This is a genomic window from Roseibium sp., assembly GCF_039982295.1.
In the GTDB taxonomy this organism is placed as follows: Bacteria; Pseudomonadota; Alphaproteobacteria; order Rhizobiales; family Stappiaceae; genus Roseibium.
Genome location: NZ_JBDWYP010000053.1, coordinates 27,838 through 53,404, shown reverse-complemented (window position 1 = coordinate 53,404; position 25,567 = coordinate 27,838). Strand labels below are relative to the sequence as shown.

Genomic DNA, 25,567 nt, shown 5'->3' with positions numbered 1-25,567 from the left:
TGGCCATGTTTGCTCAGGATGAGCTGAAAGAACTGTTTCGCGAGATCGACCAATCAACCGATCGGGCGCTCGATAGCCTCCATGAGGTGCGCAACAGCGCGAAGGTGGAAAGCCTGCCCTCGACCGGGATTTTGTCGACGGTGCAATTCGGCTTTCTGGTATCGCTGATTTCGCTTGTCGGATTCTGGATCATCCGCAGCGGTTTGAGCTGAAAACGCTCTGAATTGAGGCAGTTATCTGCCTTTACCGCTCACGTTAAAGTCGTCATGATTTCGAGCAGGCCATTCGAGCCTGCTTTTTCATGTTTTCGGACCCGATGCCTCAATGACTGACTATTGCCTTGCCCTTTGGGCGATGAACCTCGGTTTTTCACCTGCGCATTCGCAAGCGTTTGCCGATCATGTCGAGGCGCGGCTCGTGGAGGCGAAGGCGGCCGGTGCGAAGCTTCTTGTTCTACCGGAGTATGCGATCGAGGCGTGCCTTGCGTTCAAGCCCGACGGACTGAAACCCACGGAGGAGATGGCGTTTCTCGCCGAGGTTGGTGTGCAGGTGATCGAGCTGCTGCGGCCCTTGCCGCAGGCGCATGGGATCTCGCTTTTGGCAGGCTCAATGCCTGTTGCAGGTGAGGGGGGGCTGACCAACACTGCAATCTTGCTGACCTCCGATGGCCGGGAGAATCGGCAGGACAAGCTGTCGCTTACGCCGGGCGAAATGGATCCGGAGACTTGGCAATTGCAGGGTGGGCGGGAGCTGATGACCTTCGAGCTCGACGGTCTGAAGATGTCAGTGCTGATCTGTCTTGACGTCGAAATGCCGGCGCTCTCCTGTCTCCTGGCGAAGGAAAACCTGGATCTATTGCTGGTGCCGTCCATGACGGAAATGCTCTCCGGCTATCATCGGGTGTTCGATTGCGCCAAGGCACGCGCGGTCGAGCTGATGACAAGCGTTGCAGTTTGCGGAACTGTTGGTCGAACGCCCGGCACCACCCAGATGGAAACCAATGTATCGGGTGCATCGCTCTTCGTTCCCTGCGAGGAAGAGCTCGGCTTCACAGGTGTGGGCGGTACGGTTGCCGCAACGGACGGCATGTCGGGAGAAGAGCCTTTCCTCATCGCCAAAGTGCCGGTCGGTGCAGTGCGTTCCTTGCGCGCAGGTGGGGGCGAGGTTTGGCCAGGCGGCTGGTCGGCCGATCACATTGTCGTAACAAGCACTTCCTGACTGCAAGATTCACCCTGATTTTCGCATAAGTGCACTTTGTGCGCTTTGTTCTGGACTTGGCGACCCTATATCAGCTAAAAGTCCGCTCAATACTGATTCCAACTACGAAACGCATGTCCTCAATCGATTTTTCCTTTGTGGCTGCAAGGCCAATCCTTCGCGATCTGAAAAGCTTGTTTCGGCGACCTGCACGCTTGCAGATCGCCGCGCTTTGCTATCGCGTGCGCAATGGAGAGGTCGAGGTTCTGCTGGTTACCTCGCGTTCTTCGCGCAGATGGATCCTTCCCAAGGGCTGGCCGATCATGAAGCGCCGCGCGCACAAGACGGCGGAGATCGAGGCCTATGAAGAGGCCGGAATCATCGGCAAGGTCGCAAAGACGCCCTTCGGCAGCTTTCCATCCTACAAGGGACACAATGGTGGCCTCAAGATCCGGACGGATGTTGCAGTCTATCCAATCGAGGTGGAACGGCAGCTCGACGATTTTCCGGAGCTTGGCCAACGGGAATTGAGCTGGCTATCCATTGACGATGCCATCGAGGCGGCGGACGAGCCGGGACTGAGCCAGCTCCTGGGGCAATTCAAGAATGAACTTGCGGAAATCGACTAGCTTGCGCCGGCTTAGTATTTGACCTTTTGCAAAGATCCCTTATCGCCATGAGCGCTCTTTCAAAGCTGCCAGGCGGGTGAAACGTCGTCCAGCTGGATATACTGGAACGAAGACCAGACATGAACAGGTACAAGAAGCCGACACTGGACAAGGATCTGGACAAGATCAGCTACATGGAAGAGGCTGCCACCAGCCTTGGCCGTGGTCTGATGGCGCCCGGGGCAGGCCTGCTCTTCATTGTCCTGTGCGCTGTTTTGGCGGGGGCCTATGTGCTTGGAGTGCCGAGTGGTGGCGTGATCGTCGCTGCGTCAGCGATCGGTGCCTATATGGCGCTCAACATCGGTGCCAACGATGTCGCCAACAATGTCGGGCCCGCGGTTGGCGCCAAGGCGATGTCGCTGACGACAGCCTTGGTAATTGCAGCCATCTTTGAGAGCGCAGGGGCGCTTCTGGCTGGAGGCGATGTCGTCGACACCATTTCCATGGGCATCATCGACCCAGCTGCTGTGGCCGATTCCCATATTTTCACCGCGGCAATGATGGCAGCGCTCGTTTCTGCCGCGCTCTGGATCAATATGGCAACATGGTTTGGGGCGCCCGTGTCGACGACCCATGCAATTGTCGGCGGTGTCATGGGCGCCGGCATTGCCGCTTCGGGTTTCTCGTCCGTCAACTGGTTCATGTTGAGCGGCATTGCCATGAGCTGGGTCGTTTCGCCGCTCGTTGGCGGCGTGGTTGCAGCGTTCTTCCTTTGGATCATCAAGGCTTTCATCGTTTATCAGGACGACAAGATTGCTGCTGCCCGCCGTTGGGTGCCTGTCCTGATTGCTGTCATGGCGGGAATGTTTGCCGCCTATCTGGCGGTAAAGGGCGTCAGCCATATCGTCACGATAGAGCTCTCCACCGCTTTGGTGGCGGGTGGTGTGGTTGCCTTGCTGTCATGGATGATCACCCGGCCGCTTATCGCGCGTCAGTCCCGTGGGCTTGAGAACCGGAACCAGTCGCTGCGCAAGCTCTTCGCCATCCCGCTCGTGTGTTCGGCGGCGTTGCTGTCCTTTGCTCATGGCGCAAATGACGTGGCCAATGCGGTTGGTCCGCTGGCGGCCATTGTTCATACCGCCGAATTCGGCGATGTGGCCGAAAGCGTTGCCATTCCCCTTTGGGTTATGGCCGTCGGCGCCCTCGGAATTTCCTTCGGTCTTTTGCTGTTCGGCCCGCGGCTCATCAACATGGTTGGTCGACAGATCACCAAGTTGAACCCGATGCGGGCCTATTGTGTTGCACTGTCGGCGGCGACCACCGTGATCATTGCCTCCGGTTTTGGCATGCCGGTCAGCTCCACGCATATCACCGTTGGTGCGGTCTTTGGTGTTGGCTTTTTCCGCGAATGGTACACAGCGCGGTCTGAGCGCCGGATGGACTTCCTGAACGAGGGCGCAAGCGGCAAGGCCAAGAGGCTGCGGCCTGTGCGAAACCGCGAAGAGCAGGCGCGTCGAAAACTCGTTCGCCGGGCCCATTTGATGACAACACTTGCCGCCTGGATGATCACGGTTCCGGTTGCAGCGCTGCTGTCCGGCGCCTTGTTTTTCCTTACCGCAGCGATTATCCGCTGAGAATTTGTCGGGAAACCGAGAACAGGAGCCACACATGAGAAACGGCGCCTGCGAGGGCGCCGTTTCTCATTTTTTGAGCGACTGATCTGCGGTCAGGTCAGTTGGAGACGCTCGAGCTTGCGTTCGGGAAGAACAGCTGTTCGCCATTGACCTTGAAGGATGCGATTTCCTTCTGGCCTTCAGGACCGGTGAGCCAGTCGATGAAGGTCTGTCCGGCCTCTGCCTTGACCGAGGGATGTTTCTCGGGGTTCACCAGGATAACGCCATATTGGTTGAACAGACGGTCGTCGCCCTGTGTCAGGACAGCAAGGTCGGCCTTGTTCTGGAATGCCAGCCAGGTGGCGCGGTCAGAGATGGTGTAGGCGCCCATGCCCGCTGCCGCGTTGAGGGTCGCACCCATGCCCGAACCCGTCTCGCGGTACCAGGTGCCGGAGGCTTCGTCCGGATTGACGTCTGCCATTGTCCAGAGCGCCTTTTCCTTCTTGTGGGTGCCGCTGTCGTCGCCGCGTGAGGCAAAGAGTGCGCCATTTTCGGCGATCCTGGCCATGGCCGCCGGCGCGTCCGTCATGCCCTTGATGCCCGCCGGGTCGTCCTTGGGGCCGACAATCACGAAGTCATTGTACATGACGTCGAAGCGCTCGACGCCATTACCGGCCGCGATGAATTTCTCCTCGGACGGTTTGGCGTGAACCAGAAGCACGTCGCCGTCACCATTGGCAGCGTTTTTCAGAGCCTGTCCGGTGCCGACGGCGACAACGCGCACTTCAATGCCGGTCTTGTCCTGGAACTTCGGCAGGATTTCGTCGAGAAGGCCGGAATTCTGCGTCGAGGTCGTCGATTGCACCACGATGAAGTCATCTGCGGTCGCTGCCGTGATGTTGGCACCGGCGGCCAGGCCGAATGCCAGTGCGCCTGCAATCATGGACTTGAGGAACGTCATTCTTGGGTCTCCCTTCAAGGTGTTTTTGAAATCAATGGTCAAACGAGTATGTCGCCGGAGAGATAGGCTCTGGCTGCTGTTGATTCTGGGCGGTCAAAGAAGCGCTCTGCGTCGCTGTGCTCCGTGATCTTGCCGTCGTGAAGAAACACGACTTCCTCGCCGAGGCGGCGGGCCTGGTGCTGATCATGGGTGACCAGGATCACCTTGACACCGCGCCGGCTCGCACTTGCGATGGCCTGTTCGATGAAGAGCGTTGAGGCGGGGTCGAGGTTGGCTGTGGGTTCGTCCAGCATCAGCACCTTCGGATCAAGGATGAGCGCCCGGGCAAGGGCCAAACGCTGTTGCTCGCCGCCGGACAGGACACGGGCCTGGCGCTTGGCCAGATGCTCCAGACCAGAGGAAGCAAGAGCGTGCGCCAGCTTTTCTGCGCGCTTTGCAACGGGTCGCAGGCCGAGGGCGAAATTCAGGTTTGCTCTGACCGACCGCCGCAAGAGCACCGGTTTTTGAAACACCAAAGCCTGCTGCCGGCGTAGAGACTTGTCCAGCGGAAGCCCGTTCCAGAGGACCACGCCAAAGGAAGGTGCGAGGAGCCCATGCAACAGTCGCAAAAGAACGCTTTTGCCTGCGCCATTGGGGCCCATCAGAACCGTAAGGGCGTTGCTGTCCAGATCGAGATCAAGGCCCTTGAGGATCGATGTGTGCCCGGCCTGGAATGCCAGATGGCGAACGGAAAGCGGCATGGGCGACGATAGGTTGCTGGGAGCGTTCACTGTGCGCGTCGGGAAGCTGAGGATCTCAGGCATGGGTTGCGCTCCTGTCGACGCCCTTCAGCAGGGAAACCGCGCCATTGACGCTGAGTGCGATCAGCAGGAGCACCATGCCGAGGGCCAGCGCCAGCGCCAGCTCACCGCGCGAGGTTTCAAGCGCAATCGCGGTCGTCATGACCCTTGTGACGTGATTGATGTTGCCGCCGACGATCATGACCGCGCCGACCTCGGCGATCGCCCGACCGAAGCCAGCCAACAAAACTGTCAGAATGGAAAAGCGGGCATCCCAGAGAAGAGCAAGGACCGCGGTATGGCCGGGGACAACGAGGGAGTGAAAGGTCTCGGCATATTCGGCGTTGAGATCGGCGATCACTTGCCGGGTCAGGGCGATGATGATGGGCGTGATCAGGATGCTCTGGGCGATGATCATGGCGGTTGGCGTGTAGAGCAGTTGCAAGACGCCGAGCGGACCAGCGTTGGACAGCAGCATGTAGACCGTCAGGCCGACGACCACGGGAGGCAGTCCCATAAGTGCATTGGCAAGGACCGTCAGCGCAGTGCGGCCCGGAAAACGCGCAACGGCAAGAAGAGCGCCAAGGGGCAGGCCGATGAGCGCGGAGATCACGAGGGCCGATGCGGTCACACGTAGCGACAGGGCCACGATTTCACCCAACTCCGGATCACCGCTGACCAGAAGCTGCCCTGCAAGATAGAAGCTCTGTGCAAAATCCTGCATAAATCTGTAAAATCTCCCAAAAGATCTCCCGTTGGAAAATATATCGCATATATGAGTTGTGTGAAAGGCTGTTTGGGAAGCCTTTTCGGCAAACCGCTTTGCCCGCCAAAAAGCTTGCGGTTCTCTTGGCGATCGGCGGGTGCTGCTGCGGGGATCCGGACACGGCTAGCCGAGCCCGACTGATCTCTCAGACAGAAACAGGGTCCATAGCCATCGAATCGGTGTTTGCGGGCGGAACGTGACGCAGTGTCAGTGCGACAGGGTCAGCTCTGCCCAGACCGGCAAGTGGTCCGATGCAATACGGGCCGTTTGCGACCGATGTACACCGGCTTGTTCAACCGTGAACTCGCGGCTGGTGATGATGCGGTCGAGGCTTGCAAGTGGCATGGGTGAGGGGAAACTCCGGCCCGGGGTCGTCACCTCGAAATGCGGGTCGAACAATTTCAGGCTCTGCGCCGTGTCCCACCATTCATTCAAGTCGCCAACGAGAACGGTCGGCAGGTCGAAAGCGTGGGCGTGGAGCTGTGACATCAGCGAGGCAATCTGGCGCTTGCGGTAGGTGGCCAGCACGCTCAGATGCATTGCGGCCACCCGAAACGTCTGACCATTCAGTCTGATGTCCGCCATGACCGCGCCGCGTGGCTCAAGGGTCGGCAGCTCCAGACGGGAGTGGTCGAGGATTTCGACGGTGTTGCGCACCAGGATGGCATTGCCGTGCCAGCCGATGCTGGCGTCCCTGATGGCGAATGGTACGACCTTGTAGTCGGTGTGTTCGGCAATCCAGTCTCGGGCGAGGGTGGTTTCGCGCGGGCCGAAGCGCTTGTCGGCTTCCTGAAGCGCAATGACGTCGCAATCCATTTCCTGGATCACCTTGAGCGTGCGCTCGGGACGCCGGCGTGCGTCCACGCCAATGGCTTTTTGAATATTGTAGGAGCCGATTTTTAGCATGGGTCGAACTTGCAGCCTTGAGGTCACATGTTCAAGACCCTAGGTGTGAGTTCCAAGAAGGTTGTTCATTCGCATTGAAGGTCTGAGGCTGGTTGGTGACCAAACACAATCAGTTTCAGGATCGATGGAATGAACAACCCGCACAAGAATGCCCGCACGTGTTTTTACAGTCGAGAGCAAATTGTTCTGCGTCACCAGAACGGAGAGGCTGCAGCGACTATTGCGGCGGCTTTCGGGATCTCGGTGCGCACTGTCCACAAGTGGCTGCGCCGGTATCGTGAGGAAGGGCCTCAGGGGCTCGTCCATCGCAGCAGTGCCCCGCGTACGTGCGCCCAGGCCTACATGGCCGGCTGGCGCGACCTGATCTGCAGCTTGCGCCAGTTACGGCTTACGGCGCTGGAAATTTCCGGTCTCCTGAAGTTCCCCAGATCGACCGTCGCTCATGCCTTGAAACAGTGGGGGCTCAACCGCCTCAATCGTCTCACACCTCCCGAACCCGTGCGCCGTTATGAGCGGGCCCGTCCCGGGGACCTCATCCATCTGGACATCAAGAAACTGGGGCGGTTCAACAAGATCGGCCATCGCATAACCGGACATCACAGGCGTCAGCGCTCCCGTGGGCTTGGCTATGACTATGTTCATGTTGCGATCGATGATCACAGCCGGGTTGCCTATGTCGAGGTCCTGCCGGACGAACGAGGGTACACCTGCGCCATGTTCCTCGTACGGGCGACCAGATGGTTCGCTGCCAAGGGTATCACCGTGGAACGCGTCATGACCGACAACGGCGTCGGTTACCGATCAAACCTCTTTGCCGCAACCACACAGCAGCTCGGTGCAAGACACATCCGAACCAGACCCTACACGCCCCAGACGAACGGAAAGGCCGAACGCTTCATCAAAACCCTCCAGGAAGAATGGGCCTACGGCGTGCCGTACAAAAGCTCAGAGCAAAGGAACGCCGCATTGCAACGATGGCTCCATATCTACAATTGCCAAAGGCCACATGGCGGCATTAACTTCAAAACACCGATCAGCCGATTGATCCAAAATCAATGAACAACCTCATTGGAAACCACACCTAGGCGAAATCGGTTTCGCCTTTGTCAACGCGGCGAGCGGTCTGCCGCCGCCGCGTTCGATGCCCGAAAGCCTGTGTGTCAGGCGGCCTTTAGCTCTTGCGCTGCCTCGACGAGCAGACCGGCGACATAGTCGATGAAAGAGCCCCAGGCTTCCGCAACGAAGGTGTCCGGTCCGATCCGCCACAGCATGACTGGAGCCTTGTGGAACAGGGTGCGTGTCACCATGCCGACCGGGAAGGCTTCAAGGTGTAGATCGATCGGAATGCCGCTGTTGAGCAGCCAGGCCGCCTGATCCCCGGTCAACAGCATGGCGTCCTGACGATGGGAGATGTCGACCAGGGCATGAGGCGTGTCGCCAAGGGCGCTCGCCAGGCCTTCCATGGTATCGCTCAGCAGGTCCTCCTGAGCGATGAGCAGCCATTCATCCGGGCCAAGCCAAAAGGCTGCGCGGTCCGTGCCGATCTCGGCGCTCAGGGGCGTGGTCGGCAGGACGACGCCAAAGCCCTTGCCCGCGGCGGCAAGGGCGCCGTCTCTGCCCCGGAAGGACAGGCGGGCCAATGGCGCGGTCTTGAGGATGGAGACATCAGGCAGGGCCAGAAGCGGTTCCTGTCCGGCATCGGGAGCATAGAGTGTCGATACGAGATCATCAGCCATTGAGCCGGTCTCCTTTCGGATCGAAAAACACCGGGCCGGTGACGGTCACCGGAATTGAGCCTTCCGGCATGGGAACATGCAGGGTCTTGCCTTCAAGCGCGCGGCCGTTCTTGACCAAAGCCAGGGCAATAGAACGACCCATGGCGGGGGAATGATAGGATGATGTCACATGGCCGTCCGCCGGTGTGCCCACTGCCGGGTTGGCGCTCTCCGTGATCTGGGCGCCTTCCTCGAGAACGACCGCCGGGTCTGTGGTCAACAGTCCGACCAGTTGCTTGCGATTGTCGGCAACAAGGTCGGGACGCTGCAGGCCACGCTTGCCGACGAAGTCGTGTTTCTTTTTGCCAATGGCCCAGGTCATACCGGCGTCGTCGGGTGTCACCGTGCCGTCGGTCTCCTGACCGACGATGATGTAACCCTTCTCGGCACGCAACACGTGCATGGTTTCGGTGCCATAGGTGCAGCCACCGAGTTTCGCCACTTCATTTTCGAGGGTCTTCCAGACCATCTCGCCGTGGCGTCGAGGGACATTGATTTCGAAGCCGACCTCTCCGGTGAAAGAAATGCGGAACAGGCGGCAGGGAACGCCGCAGAAGGTTCCCGTTGCAACGCTCATATGTGGGAAAGCATCGGGCGACAGGTCAATGCCCTGAACAAAGGGCGCAATGGCTTCGCGGGCCAATGGTCCCTGAACTGCAGCCACGGCATATTGTTCGGTGGTCGAGGTGATCCAGACATCAAGGTCAGGCCATTCGGTCTGGAGATAATCTTCCATCGTTGCAAAGACACTCGGCGCGCCGCCTGTCGTCGTTGTTACATGGAAGCGATCCTCGGCGATGCGCCCGACGACACCGTCATCGATGATGAAGCCGGCTTCATTGAGCATCAGCCCATAACGGCAACGGCCGACGCCAAGCTTCTTCCAGGGGTTGGTGTACATGCGCTCGAGGAACTCGGCCGCATCTGGTCCAACGACCTCGATCTTGCCGAGTGTGGAGGCGTCGAAGAGGCCGAGCTTGTCGCGGACAACGGCGCACTCGCGCGCCACAGCCGCATGCATGTCTTCACCGGCCTTCGGGAAATACCAGGCCCGTTTCCACTGGCCGACGTCTTCGAAGGCCGCATCATTGTTGCTCGCCCACTGATGGGACGGTGTCTTGCGGACCGGATCGAAGAATTCGCCGCGTGACGAGGTTGCGAATGTGCCGAAGGTGGTCGGCGTGAAGGGCTGGCGGAAGGTGGTCAGGCCGACATCGGTGAGTGGCTTGTCGAGAGCTTTCGATGCGATTGCCAGCGCGTTCATGTTCGACAGTCGGCCCTGATCGGTCGCCATGCCTGTGGTCGTGTAGCGCTTGATGTGCTCGATCGAGTGCATGCCTTCGCGCACGGCCAATTTCACGTCCTTGGCGGTAACATCGTTCTGATAGTCAACAAAGGCCTTGACCCTTGATGCATCTCGGTCGACGGGAAGGGTGCCAAGCGTGCCGCCCGTTCCGGCTTCCGCGCCACTGGCAACTGAATAGGTGATCTTGGCGCTTTTGCCTGTGGCGGACTTCGCAGCCTCTTCACCGGCGGCATAGCCATCGGCGAGAACGTCATTGAGTCCATACAGGCCCCTTGAAGAGCCGGCAGAGCGCTCGTTCTGAACGTGGTGTCCCGGCAGGAAGGCTCCGGCTGCTTCGTCCCAGACGACTTTGCCGCGGGATTGGGAATAGAGGCTGACAGTCGGTGTCCAGCCGCCGGACATGAGCAGGCTGTCACAGGCAAGATCCCCTGCAGATGCAACAGAGCCCGATGCGGCAACCCTGCCGAGAAGCGCCTTGTTGATGCGCTTGCGGCCGGTGGTTCCGGTGACGACGCAGGCGGTCTCAACGCGAATTCCGCGTGCCCGAGCTATCGATTGCAAAGCCTCGGGCGGGTTCTCTCGCAGATCGGCGATCGCGGCGATTTTCACGCCTGCGTCGGCCAGATCGAAAGCAGCTTGCCAGGCGGTGTCACAGGCGGTGGCGACAAGAGCGTTGTGGCCGACCTTGACGCCGTAGCGGTTGAGGTAGGTGCGGCCAGCCTCTGCGTTCATGATGCCAGGCCGGTCGTTTTCGGGGAACACCATCGGTCGTTCGATGCTGCCGGCGGCGATGACCACTTCCTTGGCACGAAGCTGCCAAAGGCGCTCTCGCGGCAGATTTGGATCGGGTTCGCTGACGTGATCGGTGATGCGTTCCGCAAGGGCGACGAAGTTCTGCGCGAAATAGCCAAAAGCTGTCGTGCGCGGAAGAAGCGTGACGTTGTCCATGGCCTGGAGTGTGTGGATCGTATCCTCGACCCAATCCACAGGCGTCTTGCCATCGATGGTCGCGGCGGTTTCGCTCAGGAGAGAACCACCAAATTCGGCCTGTTCATCACACAGGATGACCCTTGCGCCGGTTTCTGCGGCGGCCAGTGCGGCCGCAAGACCAGCCGGGCCGGAGCCGACCACCAGCACGTCGCAATGGGCGTAGAGGTTGGCGTAGCGGTCATGGTCGGCGTTCTTTGGCGGTTTGCCGAGACCTGCTGCTGCGCGAATAATCGGTTCATAGACCCGGTCCCAGAAGGAGCGTGGCCACATGAAGGTCTTGTAGTAGAAGCCTGCCGGGAACAGCGGCGACAGGAAGTCGTTGACTGCCCCGACATCGAAACCGAGGGAGGGAAACCTGTTTTGGCTGATCGCCTTCAGACCCTCATAGAGCTCGACCTGGGTGGCCCGCAGGTTCGGAGTCTGGTCACCCTGGCGATAGACGCCGACCAGCGCATTAGGCTCTTCCGATCCCGCGGACAGGATGCCGCGCGGACGGTGGTATTTGAACGATCGGCCGACCATGTGGATGCCGTTGGCAAGCAGGGCGGAGGCGAGCGTGTCGCCCTCATAGCCCTCGAGCTGGTCGCCATCGAAGCTGAAGGTCACCTTTCGGTCGCGATCGATCCGGCCGCCGGCCTCGGTTCTGAAGGACTGGCTCATGCGGACATCTCCTTGGCCAGTGCCTCCAGATCGGGCTTCGGTTCCCCGGTCTTGTAAACCTTGACGAACTTGTCGCTCACGGTTTCGCGTACTGCGTTGAAGAATCGGCCACAGCCGTGAATGTGGCGCCAGCGTTCGGCATAAAGACCCTTCGGGTTCTCACGAAGATACAGAAATTCAGCCCATTGTTCGTCGGTCTGTGTGGACGGATCGGCAGGGCGAATGATGTGGGCTTCGCCGCGGCAGGCAAATTCTGTTTCGGGCCGCTCGACGCCGCAATAGGGACAGTGGATCAAAAGCATTGCAAAACCCTCTAGTGCGCCACGGCGGCGGCGGCAGCTTCATCGATCAGGCGACCGGTGCGGAAGCGGTCAAGCGTGAACGGTGCGTTGATCGGGTGAGGTTCGTCCTTGGCGATCGTGTGGGCGAAAACATGGCCGGAGCCCGGTGTCGCCTTGAAGCCGCCAGTGCCCCAGCCGCAGTTGACGAACAGGCCGGGAACCGGCGTCTTGCCGATGATCGGCGAGCGGTCGGGCGTGTTGTCGACGATGCCGCCCCAGTTCCTGAGCATGCGCATGCGTCGGAACATGGGAAAGAGCTCGCAGATCGCGTCAATCGTGTGGGTGGTGATATGGATGCCGCCGGTCTGGCTGTAGGAAACGAACTGGTCCGTTCCCGCGCCGATCACCAACTCGCCCTTGTCGGACTGGGAGATATAGGCATGGATCGTGTTTGACATGACCACGCAGGGGAATGCCGGTTTCACAGGCTCTGACACGAGCGCCTGCAAGGGATTTGATTCCAGAGGCATCCGCACGCCAACCATGTCCATCAGAACAGAGGTGTGACCAGCTGCGACGACACCGACCTTCTTCGCCTTTATGAAGCCTTTGGCAGTATCGACACCTTCAACGGCACCATCAATGCCGCGCCGTATGCCGGTGACGGCGCAGTTTTGAATGATATCGACGCCCATATCGTCGGCCGCACGGGCGTAGCCCCAAGCCACGGCATCGTGACGGGCCGTTCCGCCAACGCGTTGTAGCGCGGCGCCCATGACCGGATAGCGGATGTTCTTCTCGATGTTGAGCGGCGGACAGTAGTCTCTCGCTTCTTCGGGAGACAACCATTCATTTTGTACGCCGGCGAGCCGGTTGGCATGAATGTGCCGTTTGAAGACCTGAATGTCATGCACGGTATGAGCCAGCATCATGACGCCGCGGGCCGAGTACATGACGTTGTAATTCAGGTCTGTCGACAGGCCTTGCCACAGGTTGATCGCGTGATTGTAAAGCGCTGCACTTTCTTCCCAAAGGTAGTTGGAGCGCACGATCGTCGTGTTGCGGCCCGTGTTGCCGCCACCAAGCCAGCCTTTCTCGATCACGGCGATGTTCTTCATGCCGTGTTCTTTGGCCAGATAATATGCGGTTGCCAGACCATGGCCACCGGCACCTACGATGACGATGTCATATTCGGCCTTGGGCTCGGGTGCACGCCACTGGCGGCCCCAGTTCTGATGCGCGTTAAAGGCGTTTTTCGCCAGTTCCAGAAAGGAAAATCGCTTCACTTGCGGCTCCAGGCAATGGGGCAGACCTTGATCTCGGTCCTTGTCCTTCAAAGGCGTAACGCCGCCCGGTCGCCAGCACAAGGGACCAGACAGCTACTTCGCCATAATCGCCAAAGCTGCGTCGGCTCCCCATCGGTTTCGGTCGCTGACTTGTTCAAATCCGACACAGTGTCATTCTGTCTCACTGGCGGCTTGCAAAGGCAGCAAAACCATGGATCAAATCGTGCCAGGTGCCGGACAGGAAACACTGACGGGTTTCCACATTGATTCATGTTCGCTATCACCGGGTAAGGTGTTTCGGGAGCCTCCCGATTTTGAGTCTTGAGGAGTTTGAGGATGAAGACGCGCGCAGCAGTCGCAATTGGTGCCGGCAAGCCACTTGAGGTCATGGAGGTCAATCTCGAAGGACCGAAGGCGTTCGAGGTGCTGGTGGAAATCAAGGCGACAGGCATCTGTCATACAGATGAGTTCACGCTGTCGGGCGCCGACCCGGAAGGTCTCTTTCCCGCGATCCTTGGCCATGAAGGTGCGGGCGTCGTGGTTGAAGTGGGCCCGGGTGTGACGAGCCTGAAGCCGGGCGATCATGTGATCCCGCTGTACACGCCCGAATGCCGCCAGTGCGAGTACTGTCTCAATCCCAAAACCAACCTGTGTCAGGCCATCCGCACCACCCAGGGGGCAGGTGTGATGCCGGACGGATCCTCTCGCTTTACGACGCTCGACGGCGACCCGATCCTTCACTACATGGGCACATCGACCTTCTCCAACTACACGGTTGTTCCCGAGATCGCGCTCGCAAAGATCCGGGAGGACGCGCCCTTCGACAAGGTTTGCTACATCGGCTGCGGCGTCACCACGGGCATTGGCGCCGTGATCAACACAGCCAAGGTTGAAATCGGCTCTCGCGCCATTGTCTTCGGCCTCGGCGGTATCGGTCTCAACGTGATCCAGGGGCTGCGGCTTGCAGGTGCCGACCAGATCGTCGGTGTCGATCTCAATCCGGCCAAGGTTGAAATGGCGACGCGCTTCGGTATGACCGATTTTGTCAACCCGAGTGAGGTGGACGGCGATCTCGTTGCCTATCTGGTCAACCTGACCAAGGGCGGCGCTGACTACACCTTCGATGCGACGGGCAACGTCAATGTCATGCGCACAGCGCTAGAGGCGTCTCACAAGGGATGGGGCGAGAGCATCATCATCGGCGTCGCACCGGCGGGAGCCGAGATTTCGACCCGCCCCTTCCAGCTGGTGACCGGTCGCAACTGGCGTGGCACGGCCTTCGGCGGTGCGCGTGGCCGCACGGATGTGCCAAAGATCGTCGACTGGTACATGGACGGCAAGATCGAGATCGATCCGATGATCACCCACACCATGCCGCTTGAGGACATCAACAAGGGCTTTGACCTGATGCACGCAGGCGAATCCATCCGCTCGGTGGTGCTGTACTAAGTCATGGCAGAGCTTGTTGTCCGTCCGATGTGTCTGGCGGACAATGAGGAGGGTCCGGACATGCCTTGAAAACAGCGCCGGAGCGCGGTTTCAGGGCCATGCAGTTCAACTTCGTTGTCTCGACGAACACGCGCGCGATCACGATCTGGCAAAGTTACGGCTTTAACATCGTTGGTCGGCTGCCGGGCGCCTTCAAACACCCTTCAAACGGTTATGTAGATGCTCTGGTGATGTTCAAGGATCTGAACCAGGCGTGACCATTTCAGTTTGCCTCATAGAAAGAGCTGATCCATGAAAACTATTTCGGAAAACCGCAGTTTTGGAGGCGTTCAGGGCGTCTATAGCCACGTGTCCGGGGTTTGCGGTGTCGAGATGACCTTTGCGGTCTATATGCCGCCTCAAGCCAGCCAGGGGCCCGTGCCGGTGTTGTGGTATCTCTCCGGCCTGACCTGTACGCATGAGAATGCCATGACAAAGGCCGGGCTTCAGGCTCATGCTGCTGAGTTCGGCGTTGCTGTGGTGTTTGCGGACACAAGCCCGCGCGGCGAAGGCGTTGCCAACGACGATGCCTATGACCTGGGGCAGGGCGCAGGCTTTTACGTCAACGCAACGCAAGACCCCTGGAAGCCGCACTTCCAGATGGAAGACTACATCGTTCAAGAGCTCCGCAAGCTGGTGCAGGGCAATTTTTCTATCACCGAAAGCCACGGTGTGACGGGCCATTCCATGGGCGGGCATGGCGCATTGACGCTGGCGATGCGCAATCCGGAACTTTTCGTTTCCCTGTCAGCCTTTGCCCCGATCGCCAATCCGACCCAGTCGGACTGGGGCCGCAAGCAGCTTGGCGCCTACCTTGGCGATGACGAGAGCCTTTGGTCCGCACATGACGCGACGCTGCTCTTGCATGATAGGGGCTGGAAGGGCGACATTCTTGTTGATCAGGGCGCAAGTGACCAGTTTCTGGATCTGCTGAAACCGGAATCTCTGGCATCTGCGTTGGCCGAAACCAGAACGTCATCCGTGTTTCGCATGCAAGAAGGTTATGATCATTCCTACTTCACCGTGTCGACCTTCGGACGCGATCACGTTGCCTGGCACGCAGAACGCCTGAAACGCTGATCGGAGTGTGTCCCTGCAGGTGGCGAACGCTGGATTGATCCATCGCCTCCTGTCAGGACAGGCTCTTCTCGCATTTATCGTCTCAGGTCTTTTTGAAGTTTGGCGGTAGCCGCAATTCGCCCAGCATGTACCAGTGCTCGATATTCTCCAGAACGATTGGCTCGAAGATATCGTTGAGGGTCTGAAGTGTCTGCTTCAGGTCGTAGCGTTTGCCCTGGTCAGATCCATCTGGTTGCAGCGGCGGCAAGATGTTGAGATCGAAATCCGGACCGTTTTTGCGCTTCAGATAGAACGGTACAATTGTGCCGCCTGCCGCGTTTGCCAGCTTGATTGTGACCAGCGCGTTGCCTTTGTCCGGCATTGGGCGGCCGAATGCTGGCATGTGAACCTGATTGTCCCGGACCTCGTCGATGAAGATCGTCAATGAAGCTGCGTTGCTGCGCAGCAGCTTGTGCAGGCGAATGGCGCTGCGTTGACCGGGTGGAAACAGATACTGGTTTCGCCGTTTTCTAAGCTTGTAGACGATGCGATTTGTGAAACGGTTCGGCTCCGGCTGAAATGGCCCGATGCTTGGTGCAGCCAACCCTTCGTGAATGGCTGTGAACGCTGCTTCCCAGGTTCCCAGGTGCATGGACACAAAGATCAGTGGCTTGCCAAGCTCCTGCGTCCGCTCAAGATTCTCCAGTCCCTGGACCTTCAAGTGGTCCTCACGCCAAAGGTGGTTTGCCTTGGAGAACTCGGCCATTGTGCGGCCGATGTTGCGCCACCAGCGTTTCAATCCGTCCTGCTGTTCCTGATCGTTGCGACCGGGATTTGACGTCAGCGCGTGAAAGTTCCGCTCGATCCGCCGTGCAAAAATGCGTTTCCTGTATCTCAGGCGTGCCAGATCCGCGGTCGAATGGCCGAAGGCCGAGACGAAGCGTGCAGGAAGCCGTGCGAGCAGCGCGTGAAAGACGGTGTTGAGAAGACCGTCAACCGGATGAGTGATCCAGTATCGCCGTGCTGCGGTTCGCTGATGTCCCGCGGGGCCGAAGAGAGCCTGCACCGAAGGGGCGGGGGGCTCTTCCGGCCTGGTTTCGCGGAAGGGAATGTCTTCAAGCCGCAGCCGGCTTCTCAAGTCTGCGTGCGTCTGCTTTGAAGGCGTCATGCGGCCCGGGTTTGCAGCAACATGGGCAGATCCGCTCCTGGACGAAGCGTCAGACGGGCGACCGGCTGCACATCTGTTCCGGGCTTGAGCTTGGGCTCGAACTTTCGAGCAAGTATCGCCAGGCTCAGGATGGCCTCGGTCATGCCGAACTGAAGACCGGCGCAGATCCGTGGGCCGATGGAGAAAGGCACATAGCCGTATTTGTTCGGGCGTTTGGATTTCTGCAGGAAGCGCTCTGGCCAGAAGGCGTCAGGCTTGCTCCACAGAACGGGGTTGCGATGCATGAGCCAGGGAACCACCATGACCAGGGAGCCCTTGGGGATTGCCTTGCCGCCGATTTCGGTGTCTTCCATCGCTTCGCGGGCCAGGATCGGCACGGGCGGATAGAGCCGCAGCGTTTCCTCAATCACCGCCTTGGTGTAGGGCAGGTCGGCCACATCCTTGAAGGTTGGCGTCTTGTCGCCGAGGACCGTGTCGATCTCCAGATGGAGCTTTTGGGCGGTTGCCGGAGATTGGGAGAGGAGATACCACGCCCATGCAAGGGTGTTGGCTGTTGTTTCATGTCCTGCCATGAAGATGACCGCAGCTTCATTGCGGATCGCATCGCGGCTCAGCGGTTCGCCGTTTTCATCGCGTGCTTCCAGGAGACCGCCGATGACGGAAGCCTCGCCAGCGTCCTTTTGGGCGCTATAGCTGTCGATGATCTCGTCTAGAACCTTCAGAATCCGATCCTTTGATTTCCGGATGGCGCGTCCCCGAAACCGAGGCAACCATTCCGGCAAGCCGAACATGGAAATCAGATCAATCTGGTCGATGTGGCGCTGATAGTCCGAGAACCCTTCAACCACTTCGCTGGCATAGTTGGCGCCCAGGTTTCTACCGAAAATGGTGCGTGAGATAATTTCCGCTGTGAGGTGGGCCATTTCCTCCAGCGCGTCTATCTCTGCGCCATTGGGTAGCGCTGCCCACTCATCGCGCTTCTCAATGATGGTATCGACCATAATCGGCGCGAAACCCGGAACACGGGAGCCATGGATGATCGGCGCCACGACTTTGCGCCGCTTGGCCCAAGTGTCTGTGTCGCTTACGAAAAGTCCATCTCCGAGAAGTGGTTCGAGCGCGTGGCGCATCTGAGGGCTTTTGCGCTGCAGGGCGCGGTGGTTGGACTGGAATGCTTCTCGCACGACATCGGGGCGATTGCAGATCACCAACTCACGGGTAAAAACCCGTGTACTTCTCAAACGGCTTTGAAAATCACCCATGCCCCAGATCGACAGGAAGTTCTTTTTTGCCATTCCGATCAGGGTCCAGATCGGCGGCATCTGCTCGTAGCGGAACGGGTAGGGAGGCACAAAAGCCTCTGTTTTCTCGGCGCTTTTTGGCGGTGCGGAAACAGTCAACTGAGTTCCTTTTGAAAGTCCTTCGTCGGCAATTGGCTCAGTCATATCGCCAAACTTCACCGATGGCACCCCTGTTTGTTGGGAGGAGGGCCTTGTTGCTGTCTAGCGCGCCCGTACACGCAGGGCAGAAAGCGCCAAAGCAACCCAGCCCAGGATCAACATCATCCCGCCCGTGGGTGCGGACATGGGAAACAGCCGCTGATCGAGAAAGGCGCGAAACAGAAGGTCGCCGCAAAAGAGGGCAAGACCAATTGCCAATAGAACAACGCCGACGGGTAAAAATGGAATGCGCCGGACCTGAGCCAGCGCGGAGATCGCAAGGAAAACGGGGGCATGGAACAGCAACATCTCGGCTGCCGTGCCTACAAGGCCGGTGGTGTCGATATGGGCAGAAGCCGCCATCAGCATGACACCGGCTGCGCCGAACAGGCCACCAAGAACAAGGGCGATCCGCATGATCGGAGACGTCGGCTCATCTGGTGCGCTGACGGTTCGATGGCTCATTTTCAAGTCCTTGCAGCTTGTCTTGTCCCGGGCGGGGAGCAACGCACGGCTCGCTCTTCGCCCGATATTGCTATCAGTCCCGCATAAAGCCTATGCGGCCAACCCGCGCTTGGTCAAAAGCGCATTGATTTCCGGTGCGCGGCCGCGGAAGGCCTTGTAGGTTTGCGCAGGGTTCGGACGACCTCCAGCAGAGTAGATGTGTGTGTAGAGTTTCTCCGCCGTTTCAGGGTCAAAGATGTCGCCCTTTTCCTCGAAGGCGCCAAAGGCGTCGGCATCCATGACTTCCGACCACATGTAGCTGTAATAGCCGGCAGAATAGCCGTCACCTGCGAAGGCGTGGGCAAAGTGAGGCACCCGGTGGCGCATCGTGATCGCATCCGGCATGTCGATTGCCTGAAGGGTCTTCTTTTCGAAGTTGGTCACATCAAGGTCGCCTGCTTCGGTCAGGAGGTGAATTTCTAGATCGACAAGGGCGCAGGCCGTGTATTCGACCGTTGCGAAACCCTGATTGAAATTCTCGGCTGCCAGCAGCTTGTCCAGCAAGGCTTTCGGCATGGCTTCGCCCGTTTTGTAATGGACTGCAAAGCGCGACAGGACTTCGGGCTCTGACAGCCAGTGTTCGTAGAGCTGTGAGGGCAGTTCTACAAAGTCTCGCGCAACACCTGTGCCGGAGATCATCGGGTAGGTGACATTCGACAAGAGCCCGTGGAGGCCATGGCCGAACTCGTGGAACAGGGTGCGGGCGTCGTCAAACGTGAGAAGGGTTGCTTCGCCGGGTGCGCCCTTGGAGAAGTTCATCACATTCACGATGATTGGGGAGACCTCACCATCCAGTCTATGCTGGGAGCGGAAGGCGCTCATCCAGGCTCCGGAGCGTTTTGAGGCGCGCGCGAAATAATCGCCCAGGAACAATCCGACATGCTTGCCGTCCAGGTCCTTGACCTCGAAGACCCGCACATCGGCATGATAGGTCGGCAGGCCATGCTTTTCCTCAAAGCTCAGCCCGAACAGGCGCGTCGCTGTGTCGAATGCGGCTTCGATGATCTTGTCGAGTTGGAGGTAGGGCTTCAACTCGGTTTCATCGAGATCGAATTCGGCCTTGCGCACCTTTTCGGCGTAGTGACGCCAGTCCCAGGGGGCGATCTTGAAGTTTCCGCCTTCGGACCGTGCCATGTCTGCTAGCTTTGCTTCCTCTTCGCGGGCTCGTTTGAGAGCGGGCGTCCAGACCTTGGTCAGGAGCTCGCGAACAGCGTCTGGCGTTTTCGCCATGGTGTCGTCGAGCTTGAAATGGGCGAAACTGTCGAAGCCGAGCAATTCTGCTTTTTCTGCGCGCAGGGCAACGGTCCTGGAAACAATCTCGCGGTTGTCGGTTTCACCACCGCCTTCTCCCCGGCCGGACCAGGCCTTGAAAGCGGTTTCGCGCAAGGGTCGGTTGGTCGAGAACTGCAGAAAAGGCTCGATGGATGAGCGCGACAGAGTGATGACGTATTTGCCTTCAAGTCCGCGTTCTGCAGCGGCTTCGGCTGCTGCCGCGATCAGGAAGTCGGGCAGCCCAGCCAGGTCTTCCTCGCTTTCGAGGACAAGTTTGTAGTCGGCTTCGTCTTTCAGCACGTTCTGCGCAAACTGAGTGCCGATGCTGGCGAGGTTTTGCGAGATCTCTGCCATGCGGGATTTGCCATCCGCGTCAAGCCCGGCACCTGCACGTTGGAACATGGTGTGGTAGCGCTCCAGGACACGGGCCTGTTCCTCATCAAGGCCAAGCTCGCCGCGCTGACTCCAAAGGGCCGCGATCCGCTGAAAAAGCGCTTCATTTTGAAAGGTTTCCGACCCGTGCTTTGCGAATTTCGGCGCCATGTCACGCTCGATGGCCTGAAGGTCAGGATTGGTATGGGCGCCGCTGAGATTGTAGAAGGTGCGCGCGGCGCGGCTCAGCAACTCGCCAGACGTTTCCAACGCTTGAATGGTGTTGTCAAATGTCGGGGCTTCCGCGTTGTCGGCGATCGCGTTGATTTCAGCGCGGGCCTGCGCCATGGCCGCTTCGAACGCTTCGGTGAAATGGGCCGGTTCGATTTCCGAGAATGGCGGTAGCTCGAACGGAGTGTTCCATTCGGTCAGAAGCGGGTTTGCGGTCATGACATCCTCAAGGGCTTTATTTGAATTTCAATGAGATATGGCGTGGATCGTGGCGTGTTCCAAGGGGAAAGCTCAAGCGTCCACCTGATCAAGTTCATTTAGCAGCATATCAGTTCGCTCAGTGATCGACGTCCTGGGCAGGAGCGTGACTTGATAACCGATAGATTGATAGGAGGACAGGAGGTGCTCATATTCAAGAGTGGCTTCCTCAAATGAAGCCTTGCGCTCACTGTCATTGACGAAAATCTCCTGCCATGGCGGCGTGAGGAAAACGATTTTCGAGTAGGATACAGCGCGCAAGGCTGCACGGAGATTGTCTGGAACTGTGATCCTCTTCATTGCCAGGTAGGCAACGAGATCTACTAGAGAGCGGTCGAGAAAAATGCGGGAATCCTGATCCGGAAGCTTCGCCAGATCCTGCATGTGCAGATCGCAACAGGCGCAACAAAAGGCCTGTGGATCGATCCAGGGCAGGGCGGCTGAATTGGTTTGGAGTGCGTCCGCGACCACTCGCCGTCCAGCTTCCGGCACCACCGTGAAGCCACGGTCTTTCAATTCATTCAGAATGGAAGACTTCCCGCCGCCCGAGCAGCCCGAGAGAATGAAGGGGCTCGGCATAGGCTAGATCCCGAATAGAACCGTATGCATGGTTCGACCAGGCATGAACGCGAAAAAACCGGCTATCAGCAAAGCTCCGGTGTAGAGCAGGAACATGGTCTTTCGATGCTCGCGTATGCCTTTGCGTCGCGCCTCAAGGACGCCGCTGATCAGACCGTAGAGGGTCAGAAGAGAGAGGATATGGATCGGGCTGAACGGTCCCCATAGGCGAATTTCATAGATGAAAAAGCTCGACCCGGCGATCCAGAGCATCAAAATCACCCAGACGTAACCAAGCGTCCTGTGAGGAAGAGTGCCCTTGGGCGATGCCAATTGAACGGCACCAAGCGCGAAAGCTGCGAGGGCAGCAATTGCGTGACTTGCTACCAGCCAACCAGCTTCCAATAACGGGTCAATTGTCATGGCGCACCTTACCACATTGATTGGGCGGCGCGATCCGGCCATTCGTCATCATAGGCCTTGCCGCCGGCTTCGCCGCTCGACATGTGCTCCAGGATTTGCCCAGGGGTGGGGAGGGCAGCCGCGTCGACATGATTGGCACTGTCCCAAAGACCTGCGCGAATGACGGCACGAGCACATTGGAAATAGATCTCCGAGATGGTTATGCGGATCACGCAGCGGGGTTCCTTGCCCTTCATGGCGAGGTTCTTCAAAAGCTCGGGGTCAGTGGTCAACTCGGCCGTACCGTTGATGCGCAGGGTACTGCCAGATCCGGGTATGAGCATCATCAGGGCGATGCGAGGGTCGCGGACGATGTTGGCCAGGGAATCGATACGGTTGTTGCCACGCCGGTCTGGCATCAGAAGCGTTCTTTCATCCTGGATAACGAGACACTGACCGGCGTCACCACGCGGCGAGCAGTCAAGACCCTCCGGGCCTGCGGTTGCCAGGGCGCAGAAGGGGGAGGCCTCGATGAGAGCCCGGTATTGCGTCGTCACCCGATCGGATACCTTTGCGGTGGAGGCCAATCCAGGTGTGCCGTAGAGCTTGTGGAGTTCTTCGGCGGAAGTGATCAGATGGTTCATGGTCGATCCCTGGTTTTCACGTTTTATCTTCAGGCTTGCTTCGGAGCTGGAAGAATCCTGCAGACGCTCTTGTCATTCTTGCGAATGGTCGATTCGACGGCAGCATTTCAGGCGAATAAAGGGTGCGCTGGGCCCATGGGTACAATTCTGAAGCGCTCTTGGGAAAGATGCGTCTTTGACTTTTGGATAAGACGTTTTGGAGATAAATTAGCCGGTTATATCGAGTTGACCATGCTGCGATGCGGTGTCGGTTGTCATTTATCAAATAAAAATAGCCGGATACAGAAATGATGCGCTGCATCATTTCTGTGAGGTGTGTGAATTCTTCCCATGGGTTCAAGTCTTTCCCTGCGGTTTGGCCAACTAGACCACGCCGATAGTCGTATTGCTTGTTTGGTCTGGGCCTTTCTACAGTCGAAACAGCTCGTAGTCCCTGCGGCAATGTGGTCGTTGTTTTGACCGGAATGTGTTGCTCGGGGCCGCTGGCACATCCTGCAAGTGTTTGCAGACATTCGTGTAGGCTTTTGGGCCTTTCTGGGAGGAAAGCATGACCCTTATACGTAAACCACTTAGCCGTCGTTCCCTTTTGCGCGCTGGTGCCGCAGGTGGCATCGGCCTGGCGGCTCCGACGATCTTCACCAGCAACGCATGGTCGGCCGGTTACCTGAACGAACCAACCGGTTCCACTGTGACGCTCGGCTTCAACGTACCTCAGACCGGTCCTTATGCGGACGAGGGTGCGGATGAACTGCGTGCGTATCAGCTTGCTGTCGAGCACCTCAATGGCGGCGGCGACGGCGGAATGTTGAACACCTTCTCGTCGAAGGCGCTGAAGGGCAGCGGTATTCTCGGCAAGAAAGTCGAGTTCGTAACCGGTGACACGCAGACCAAGTCTGATGCTGCGCGTGCTTCTGCCAAGTCCATGATCGAAAAAGACGGCGCCATCATGATCACCGGCGGTTCGTCCTCTGGTGTGGCTGTGGCTGTGCAGGCACTCTGCCAGGAAGCCGGCGTCATCTTCATGGCCGGTCTGACACACTCCAACGACACCACCGGCAAGGACCGCAAGGCCAACGGCTTCCGTCACTTCTTCAACTCCTACATGTCCGGTGCAGCACTTGCTCCGGTGTTGAAGAATGCTTACGGCAGTGACCGCAAGGCCTACCACCTGACAGCCGACTACAACTGGGGTTACACCACAGAGCAGGCGGTCAAGGAATCCACAGAAGCAATGGGCTGGGAAACTGTCGAGACAGTCAAGACCCCGCTGGCTGCGACTGACTTCTCCGCCTACATCACACCGGTCTTGCAGTCTGACGCAGACGTTCTGGTGCTGAACCACTACGGCGGCAACATGGTGAACTCGCTCACCAACGCGGTTCAGTTCGGTCTTCGCGACAAGGTCGTGAACGGCAAGAACTTCGAGATCATCGTTCCGCTTTACTCCCGCCTGATGGCGAAGGGTGCAGGCGCCAACGTTAAAGGCATCTTCGGTTCCACCAACTGGCACTGGTCTCTGACCGACGAAGGCTCTCAGGCATTCGTTCGTTCCTTCGGTCAGAAGTACGGCTTCCCGCCGAGCCAGGCCGCTCACACGACCTATGTTCAGGCGCTGCTCTATGCTGATGCCTGTGAGCGTGCGGGCACCTTCAACCCATGCGCCGTCGTGGAAGCCCTGGAAGGCTTCGAGTTCGACGGATTGGGTAATGGCAAGACGCTGTACCGCGCAGAAGACCACCAGTGCTTCAAGGACGTTCTCGTTGTGAAGGGTAAAGAAAACCCGACTTCCGAGTTCGATCTTCTTGAAATCGTTGAGGTCACACCTGCCGAGCAGGTCACTTACGCGCCGGATCATCCGCAGTTTGCCGGTGGTGCTCTCGGCACCTGTAACCCGGGCGCATAATCTTCAAAAACTGAGGGACAGGGCGATTCTTCCGCCCTGTCCTTATTCCTTGCAATTCGCGCGGCTGGGTGTTGCCGTGACGCGCGCTGATGATCCGAGCTGAGAGCGATGGACGCGATACTTCTTCAAATCTTGAATGGTCTGGACAAAGGATCAGCCTATGCGCTGATTGCCTTGGGGTTGACCCTCATCTTCGGCACCCTGGGCGTTGTGAACTTCGCCCATGGGGCCTTGTTCATGATCGGGGCCTTCTGCGCCGTGACCTTGAGCCGGCTTTTGTCCTTGTCCTTCGTGACAATTGACGAAACGCGCAAGGATTTCCTCGGCAACCCGCTCAAAGTCGAAACACCCTATGTGGAATCATGGTTCGGTCCGGAAGTGGGGGCGGCCATTATCGACTGGTCGGTTCCCCTGGCGATCCTGTTCTCCATTCCGATCATGGCCCTGGTTGGCCTTGTCATGGAGCGCGGCCTGATCAAGCATTTCTACAAGCGTCCGCACGCCGACCAGATCCTTGTGACCTTCGGCCTTGCCATCGTCTTGCAGGAAATCATCAAGTATTTCTACGGCGCGAACCCTATCCCGACGCCTGCGCCGACGGCCTTTGCAGGCAGCTTCGATTTCGGTGCCCTGGTGGGCATGGATCCGAATGTGATCATCTATCCGTACTGGCGTATCGTCTACTTCTTGTTTGCGGCGCTCATCGTCGGCGCAGTGTTTGCCTTCCTCCGGTTCACGACCTTCGGCATGGTGGTGCGTGCGGGCATGGCAGACAGGGAGACAGTCGGCCTTCTGGGGATCGATATCGACCGGCGGTTCACCTTCATGTTCGCATTGGCCGCGGTGGTGGCCGGGCTCGCAGGGGTGATGTACGCCCCGATCAATTCACCCAATTACCACATGGGCATGGACTTCCTTGTTCTGAGCTTCGTTGTGGTGGTTGTCGGCGGTATGGGCTCCCTGCCGGGCGCAGTCGCCGCAGGGTTCCTGTTGGGCATTCTGGAAAGTTTCGCCTCTATGGCCCAGGTCGTTGCGCTGTTCCCAGGCATCAACCAGATCATCATCTATCTCGTTGCGATCGTGATCCTCCTGACCCGTCCGCGAGGTCTGATGGGCCGCAAAGGTGTTATGGAAAGCTAAA

At 58.7% G+C, this 25,567-nt stretch carries 23 protein-coding genes and 2 pseudogenes; 10 read left to right on the top strand and 15 right to left on the bottom strand.

The window, feature by feature from the left end:
• Nucleotides 1-5 precede the first annotated feature (5 nt).
• The 4 genes from ABJZ52_RS11305 to ABJZ52_RS11290 all read left to right on the top strand — a co-directional run bounded on the left by ABJZ52_RS11305 (nucleotide 6) and on the right by ABJZ52_RS11290 (nucleotide 3,439).
• A complete protein-coding gene (locus ABJZ52_RS11305; RefSeq protein WP_348188904.1) occupies nucleotides 6-212 on the top strand; it encodes a hypothetical protein in 207 nt (68 codons plus the stop codon).
• 112 nt (nucleotides 213-324) lie between these two features.
• Entirely contained in the window at nucleotides 325-1,218 is an 894-nt protein-coding gene (locus ABJZ52_RS11300) for a nitrilase-related carbon-nitrogen hydrolase (RefSeq protein WP_348188906.1), read from the top strand.
• 113 nt (nucleotides 1,219-1,331) lie between these two features.
• Nucleotides 1,332-1,826: an NUDIX hydrolase gene (locus ABJZ52_RS11295; protein WP_348188908.1), complete on the top strand. Its 495-nt coding sequence runs from the start codon at nucleotides 1,332-1,334 to the stop codon at nucleotides 1,824-1,826.
• A 119-nt stretch (nucleotides 1,827-1,945) separates the two neighbouring features.
• The gene (locus tag ABJZ52_RS11290; RefSeq protein ID WP_348188910.1) at nucleotides 1,946-3,439 is read left to right on the top strand and encodes an inorganic phosphate transporter; all 1,494 of its coding nucleotides are present in this window, start codon (nucleotides 1,946-1,948) and stop codon (nucleotides 3,437-3,439) included.
• 97 nt (nucleotides 3,440-3,536) lie between these two features.
• Here the strand turns inward: ABJZ52_RS11290 and ABJZ52_RS11285 are convergent, their stop codons facing one another.
• The 4 genes from ABJZ52_RS11285 to ABJZ52_RS11270 all read right to left on the bottom strand — a co-directional run bounded on the left by ABJZ52_RS11285 (nucleotide 3,537) and on the right by ABJZ52_RS11270 (nucleotide 6,830).
• The gene (locus ABJZ52_RS11285) at nucleotides 3,537-4,379 is read right to left on the bottom strand and encodes a substrate-binding domain-containing protein (protein ID WP_348188912.1); all 843 of its coding nucleotides are present in this window, start codon (nucleotides 4,377-4,379) and stop codon (nucleotides 3,537-3,539) included.
• A 38-nt stretch (nucleotides 4,380-4,417) separates the two neighbouring features.
• Nucleotides 4,418-5,182 carry an ATP-binding cassette domain-containing protein gene (locus ABJZ52_RS11280; RefSeq protein ID WP_348188914.1) on the bottom strand — a complete coding sequence of 255 codons (765 nt, stop codon included), beginning with the start codon at nucleotides 5,180-5,182 and terminating at the stop codon, nucleotides 4,418-4,420.
• Nucleotides 5,175-5,882: an ABC transporter permease gene (locus ABJZ52_RS11275; RefSeq protein WP_348188916.1), complete on the bottom strand. Its 708-nt coding sequence runs from the start codon at nucleotides 5,880-5,882 to the stop codon at nucleotides 5,175-5,177. The genes ABJZ52_RS11280 and ABJZ52_RS11275 overlap by 8 nt, the downstream gene beginning before the upstream one ends.
• A 249-nt stretch (nucleotides 5,883-6,131) precedes the next feature.
• A complete protein-coding gene (locus ABJZ52_RS11270) occupies nucleotides 6,132-6,830 on the bottom strand; it encodes an endonuclease/exonuclease/phosphatase family protein (protein WP_348188918.1) in 699 nt (232 codons plus the stop codon).
• 129 nt (nucleotides 6,831-6,959) lie between these two features.
• Between ABJZ52_RS11270 and ABJZ52_RS11265 the strand changes: the two are divergent.
• A pseudogene (locus tag ABJZ52_RS11265) lies at nucleotides 6,960-7,915 on the top strand (IS481 family transposase).
• 75 nt (nucleotides 7,916-7,990) lie between these two features.
• Here ABJZ52_RS11265 and ABJZ52_RS11260 read toward each other — a convergent pair.
• The 4 genes from ABJZ52_RS11260 to ABJZ52_RS11245 are packed head-to-tail and all read right to left on the bottom strand — an operon-like array spanning nucleotide 7,991 to nucleotide 13,128.
• Nucleotides 7,991-8,566 (bottom strand): sarcosine oxidase subunit gamma family protein, encoded by a 576-nt coding sequence (locus ABJZ52_RS11260; RefSeq protein WP_348188920.1) that lies wholly within the window; start codon nucleotides 8,564-8,566, stop codon nucleotides 7,991-7,993.
• Entirely contained in the window at nucleotides 8,559-11,561 is a 3,003-nt protein-coding gene (locus ABJZ52_RS11255) for a sarcosine oxidase subunit alpha family protein (protein ID WP_348188922.1), read from the bottom strand. The genes ABJZ52_RS11260 and ABJZ52_RS11255 overlap by 8 nt, the downstream gene beginning before the upstream one ends.
• Complete coding sequence (locus ABJZ52_RS11250) at nucleotides 11,558-11,863, bottom strand: sarcosine oxidase subunit delta (protein WP_348188924.1); 306 nt, start codon at nucleotides 11,861-11,863, stop codon at nucleotides 11,558-11,560. The genes ABJZ52_RS11255 and ABJZ52_RS11250 overlap by 4 nt, the downstream gene beginning before the upstream one ends.
• Nucleotides 11,864-11,874: 11 nt before the next feature.
• On the bottom strand, nucleotides 11,875-13,128 hold the full coding sequence (locus ABJZ52_RS11245) for a sarcosine oxidase subunit beta family protein (protein ID WP_348188926.1): 1,254 nt from the start codon (nucleotides 13,126-13,128) through the stop codon (nucleotides 11,875-11,877).
• A 336-nt stretch (nucleotides 13,129-13,464) separates the two neighbouring features.
• Between ABJZ52_RS11245 and ABJZ52_RS11240 the strand changes: the two genes are divergently transcribed.
• The 3 genes and pseudogenes from ABJZ52_RS11240 (at nucleotide 13,465) to fghA (ending at nucleotide 15,696) form a co-directional block, all read left to right on the top strand.
• Nucleotides 13,465-14,577 carry an S-(hydroxymethyl)glutathione dehydrogenase/class III alcohol dehydrogenase gene (locus ABJZ52_RS11240; protein ID WP_348188928.1) on the top strand — a complete coding sequence of 371 codons (1,113 nt, stop codon included), beginning with the start codon at nucleotides 13,465-13,467 and terminating at the stop codon, nucleotides 14,575-14,577.
• 59 nt (nucleotides 14,578-14,636) lie between these two features.
• Nucleotides 14,637-14,834: pseudogene (locus ABJZ52_RS11235) on the top strand (GNAT family N-acetyltransferase); the annotation flags it as partial.
• A 34-nt stretch (nucleotides 14,835-14,868) separates the two neighbouring features.
• Nucleotides 14,869-15,696: an S-formylglutathione hydrolase gene (fghA, locus tag ABJZ52_RS11230; protein ID WP_348188930.1), complete on the top strand. Its 828-nt coding sequence runs from the start codon at nucleotides 14,869-14,871 to the stop codon at nucleotides 15,694-15,696.
• 82 nt (nucleotides 15,697-15,778) lie between these two features.
• Here the strand turns inward: fghA and ABJZ52_RS11225 are convergent, their stop codons facing one another.
• The 7 genes from ABJZ52_RS11225 to ABJZ52_RS11195 all read right to left on the bottom strand — a co-directional run bounded on the left by ABJZ52_RS11225 (nucleotide 15,779) and on the right by ABJZ52_RS11195 (nucleotide 22,523).
• The gene (locus ABJZ52_RS11225) at nucleotides 15,779-16,843 is read right to left on the bottom strand and encodes a lysophospholipid acyltransferase family protein (protein ID WP_348188932.1); all 1,065 of its coding nucleotides are present in this window, start codon (nucleotides 16,841-16,843) and stop codon (nucleotides 15,779-15,781) included.
• Complete coding sequence (locus tag ABJZ52_RS11220; RefSeq protein WP_348208028.1) at nucleotides 16,840-18,288, bottom strand: cytochrome P450; 1,449 nt, start codon at nucleotides 18,286-18,288, stop codon at nucleotides 16,840-16,842. The genes ABJZ52_RS11225 and ABJZ52_RS11220 overlap by 4 nt, the downstream gene beginning before the upstream one ends.
• Before the next feature lie 57 nt (nucleotides 18,289-18,345).
• The gene (locus ABJZ52_RS11215; RefSeq protein ID WP_348188936.1) at nucleotides 18,346-18,747 is read right to left on the bottom strand and encodes a DUF423 domain-containing protein; all 402 of its coding nucleotides are present in this window, start codon (nucleotides 18,745-18,747) and stop codon (nucleotides 18,346-18,348) included.
• A gap of 90 nt (nucleotides 18,748-18,837) precedes the next feature.
• Nucleotides 18,838-20,880: a M3 family metallopeptidase gene (locus ABJZ52_RS11210; RefSeq protein WP_348188938.1), complete on the bottom strand. Its 2,043-nt coding sequence runs from the start codon at nucleotides 20,878-20,880 to the stop codon at nucleotides 18,838-18,840.
• A gap of 72 nt (nucleotides 20,881-20,952) precedes the next feature.
• Nucleotides 20,953-21,498, bottom strand: coding sequence for an AAA family ATPase (locus tag ABJZ52_RS11205; RefSeq protein WP_348188940.1), 546 nt, complete (start codon nucleotides 21,496-21,498; stop codon nucleotides 20,953-20,955).
• A 3-nt stretch (nucleotides 21,499-21,501) separates the two neighbouring features.
• Nucleotides 21,502-21,900 (bottom strand): DUF2306 domain-containing protein, encoded by a 399-nt coding sequence (locus tag ABJZ52_RS11200; protein ID WP_348188942.1) that lies wholly within the window; start codon nucleotides 21,898-21,900, stop codon nucleotides 21,502-21,504.
• An 8-nt stretch (nucleotides 21,901-21,908) separates the two neighbouring features.
• Nucleotides 21,909-22,523, bottom strand: a complete 615-nt coding sequence (locus tag ABJZ52_RS11195; RefSeq protein ID WP_348188944.1) for a pyridoxamine 5'-phosphate oxidase family protein — start codon at nucleotides 22,521-22,523, stop codon at nucleotides 21,909-21,911.
• 547 nt (nucleotides 22,524-23,070) lie between these two features.
• On the opposite strand from ABJZ52_RS11195, the gene ABJZ52_RS11190 reads away from it, so the two are divergent.
• Nucleotides 23,071-24,426: a substrate-binding protein gene (locus tag ABJZ52_RS11190; RefSeq protein ID WP_348188946.1), complete on the top strand. Its 1,356-nt coding sequence runs from the start codon at nucleotides 23,071-23,073 to the stop codon at nucleotides 24,424-24,426.
• Between the two features lie 108 nt (nucleotides 24,427-24,534).
• Nucleotides 24,535-25,566, top strand: coding sequence for a branched-chain amino acid ABC transporter permease (locus tag ABJZ52_RS11185; protein WP_348188948.1), 1,032 nt, complete (start codon nucleotides 24,535-24,537; stop codon nucleotides 25,564-25,566).
• Nucleotide 25,567 lies beyond the last annotated feature (1 nt).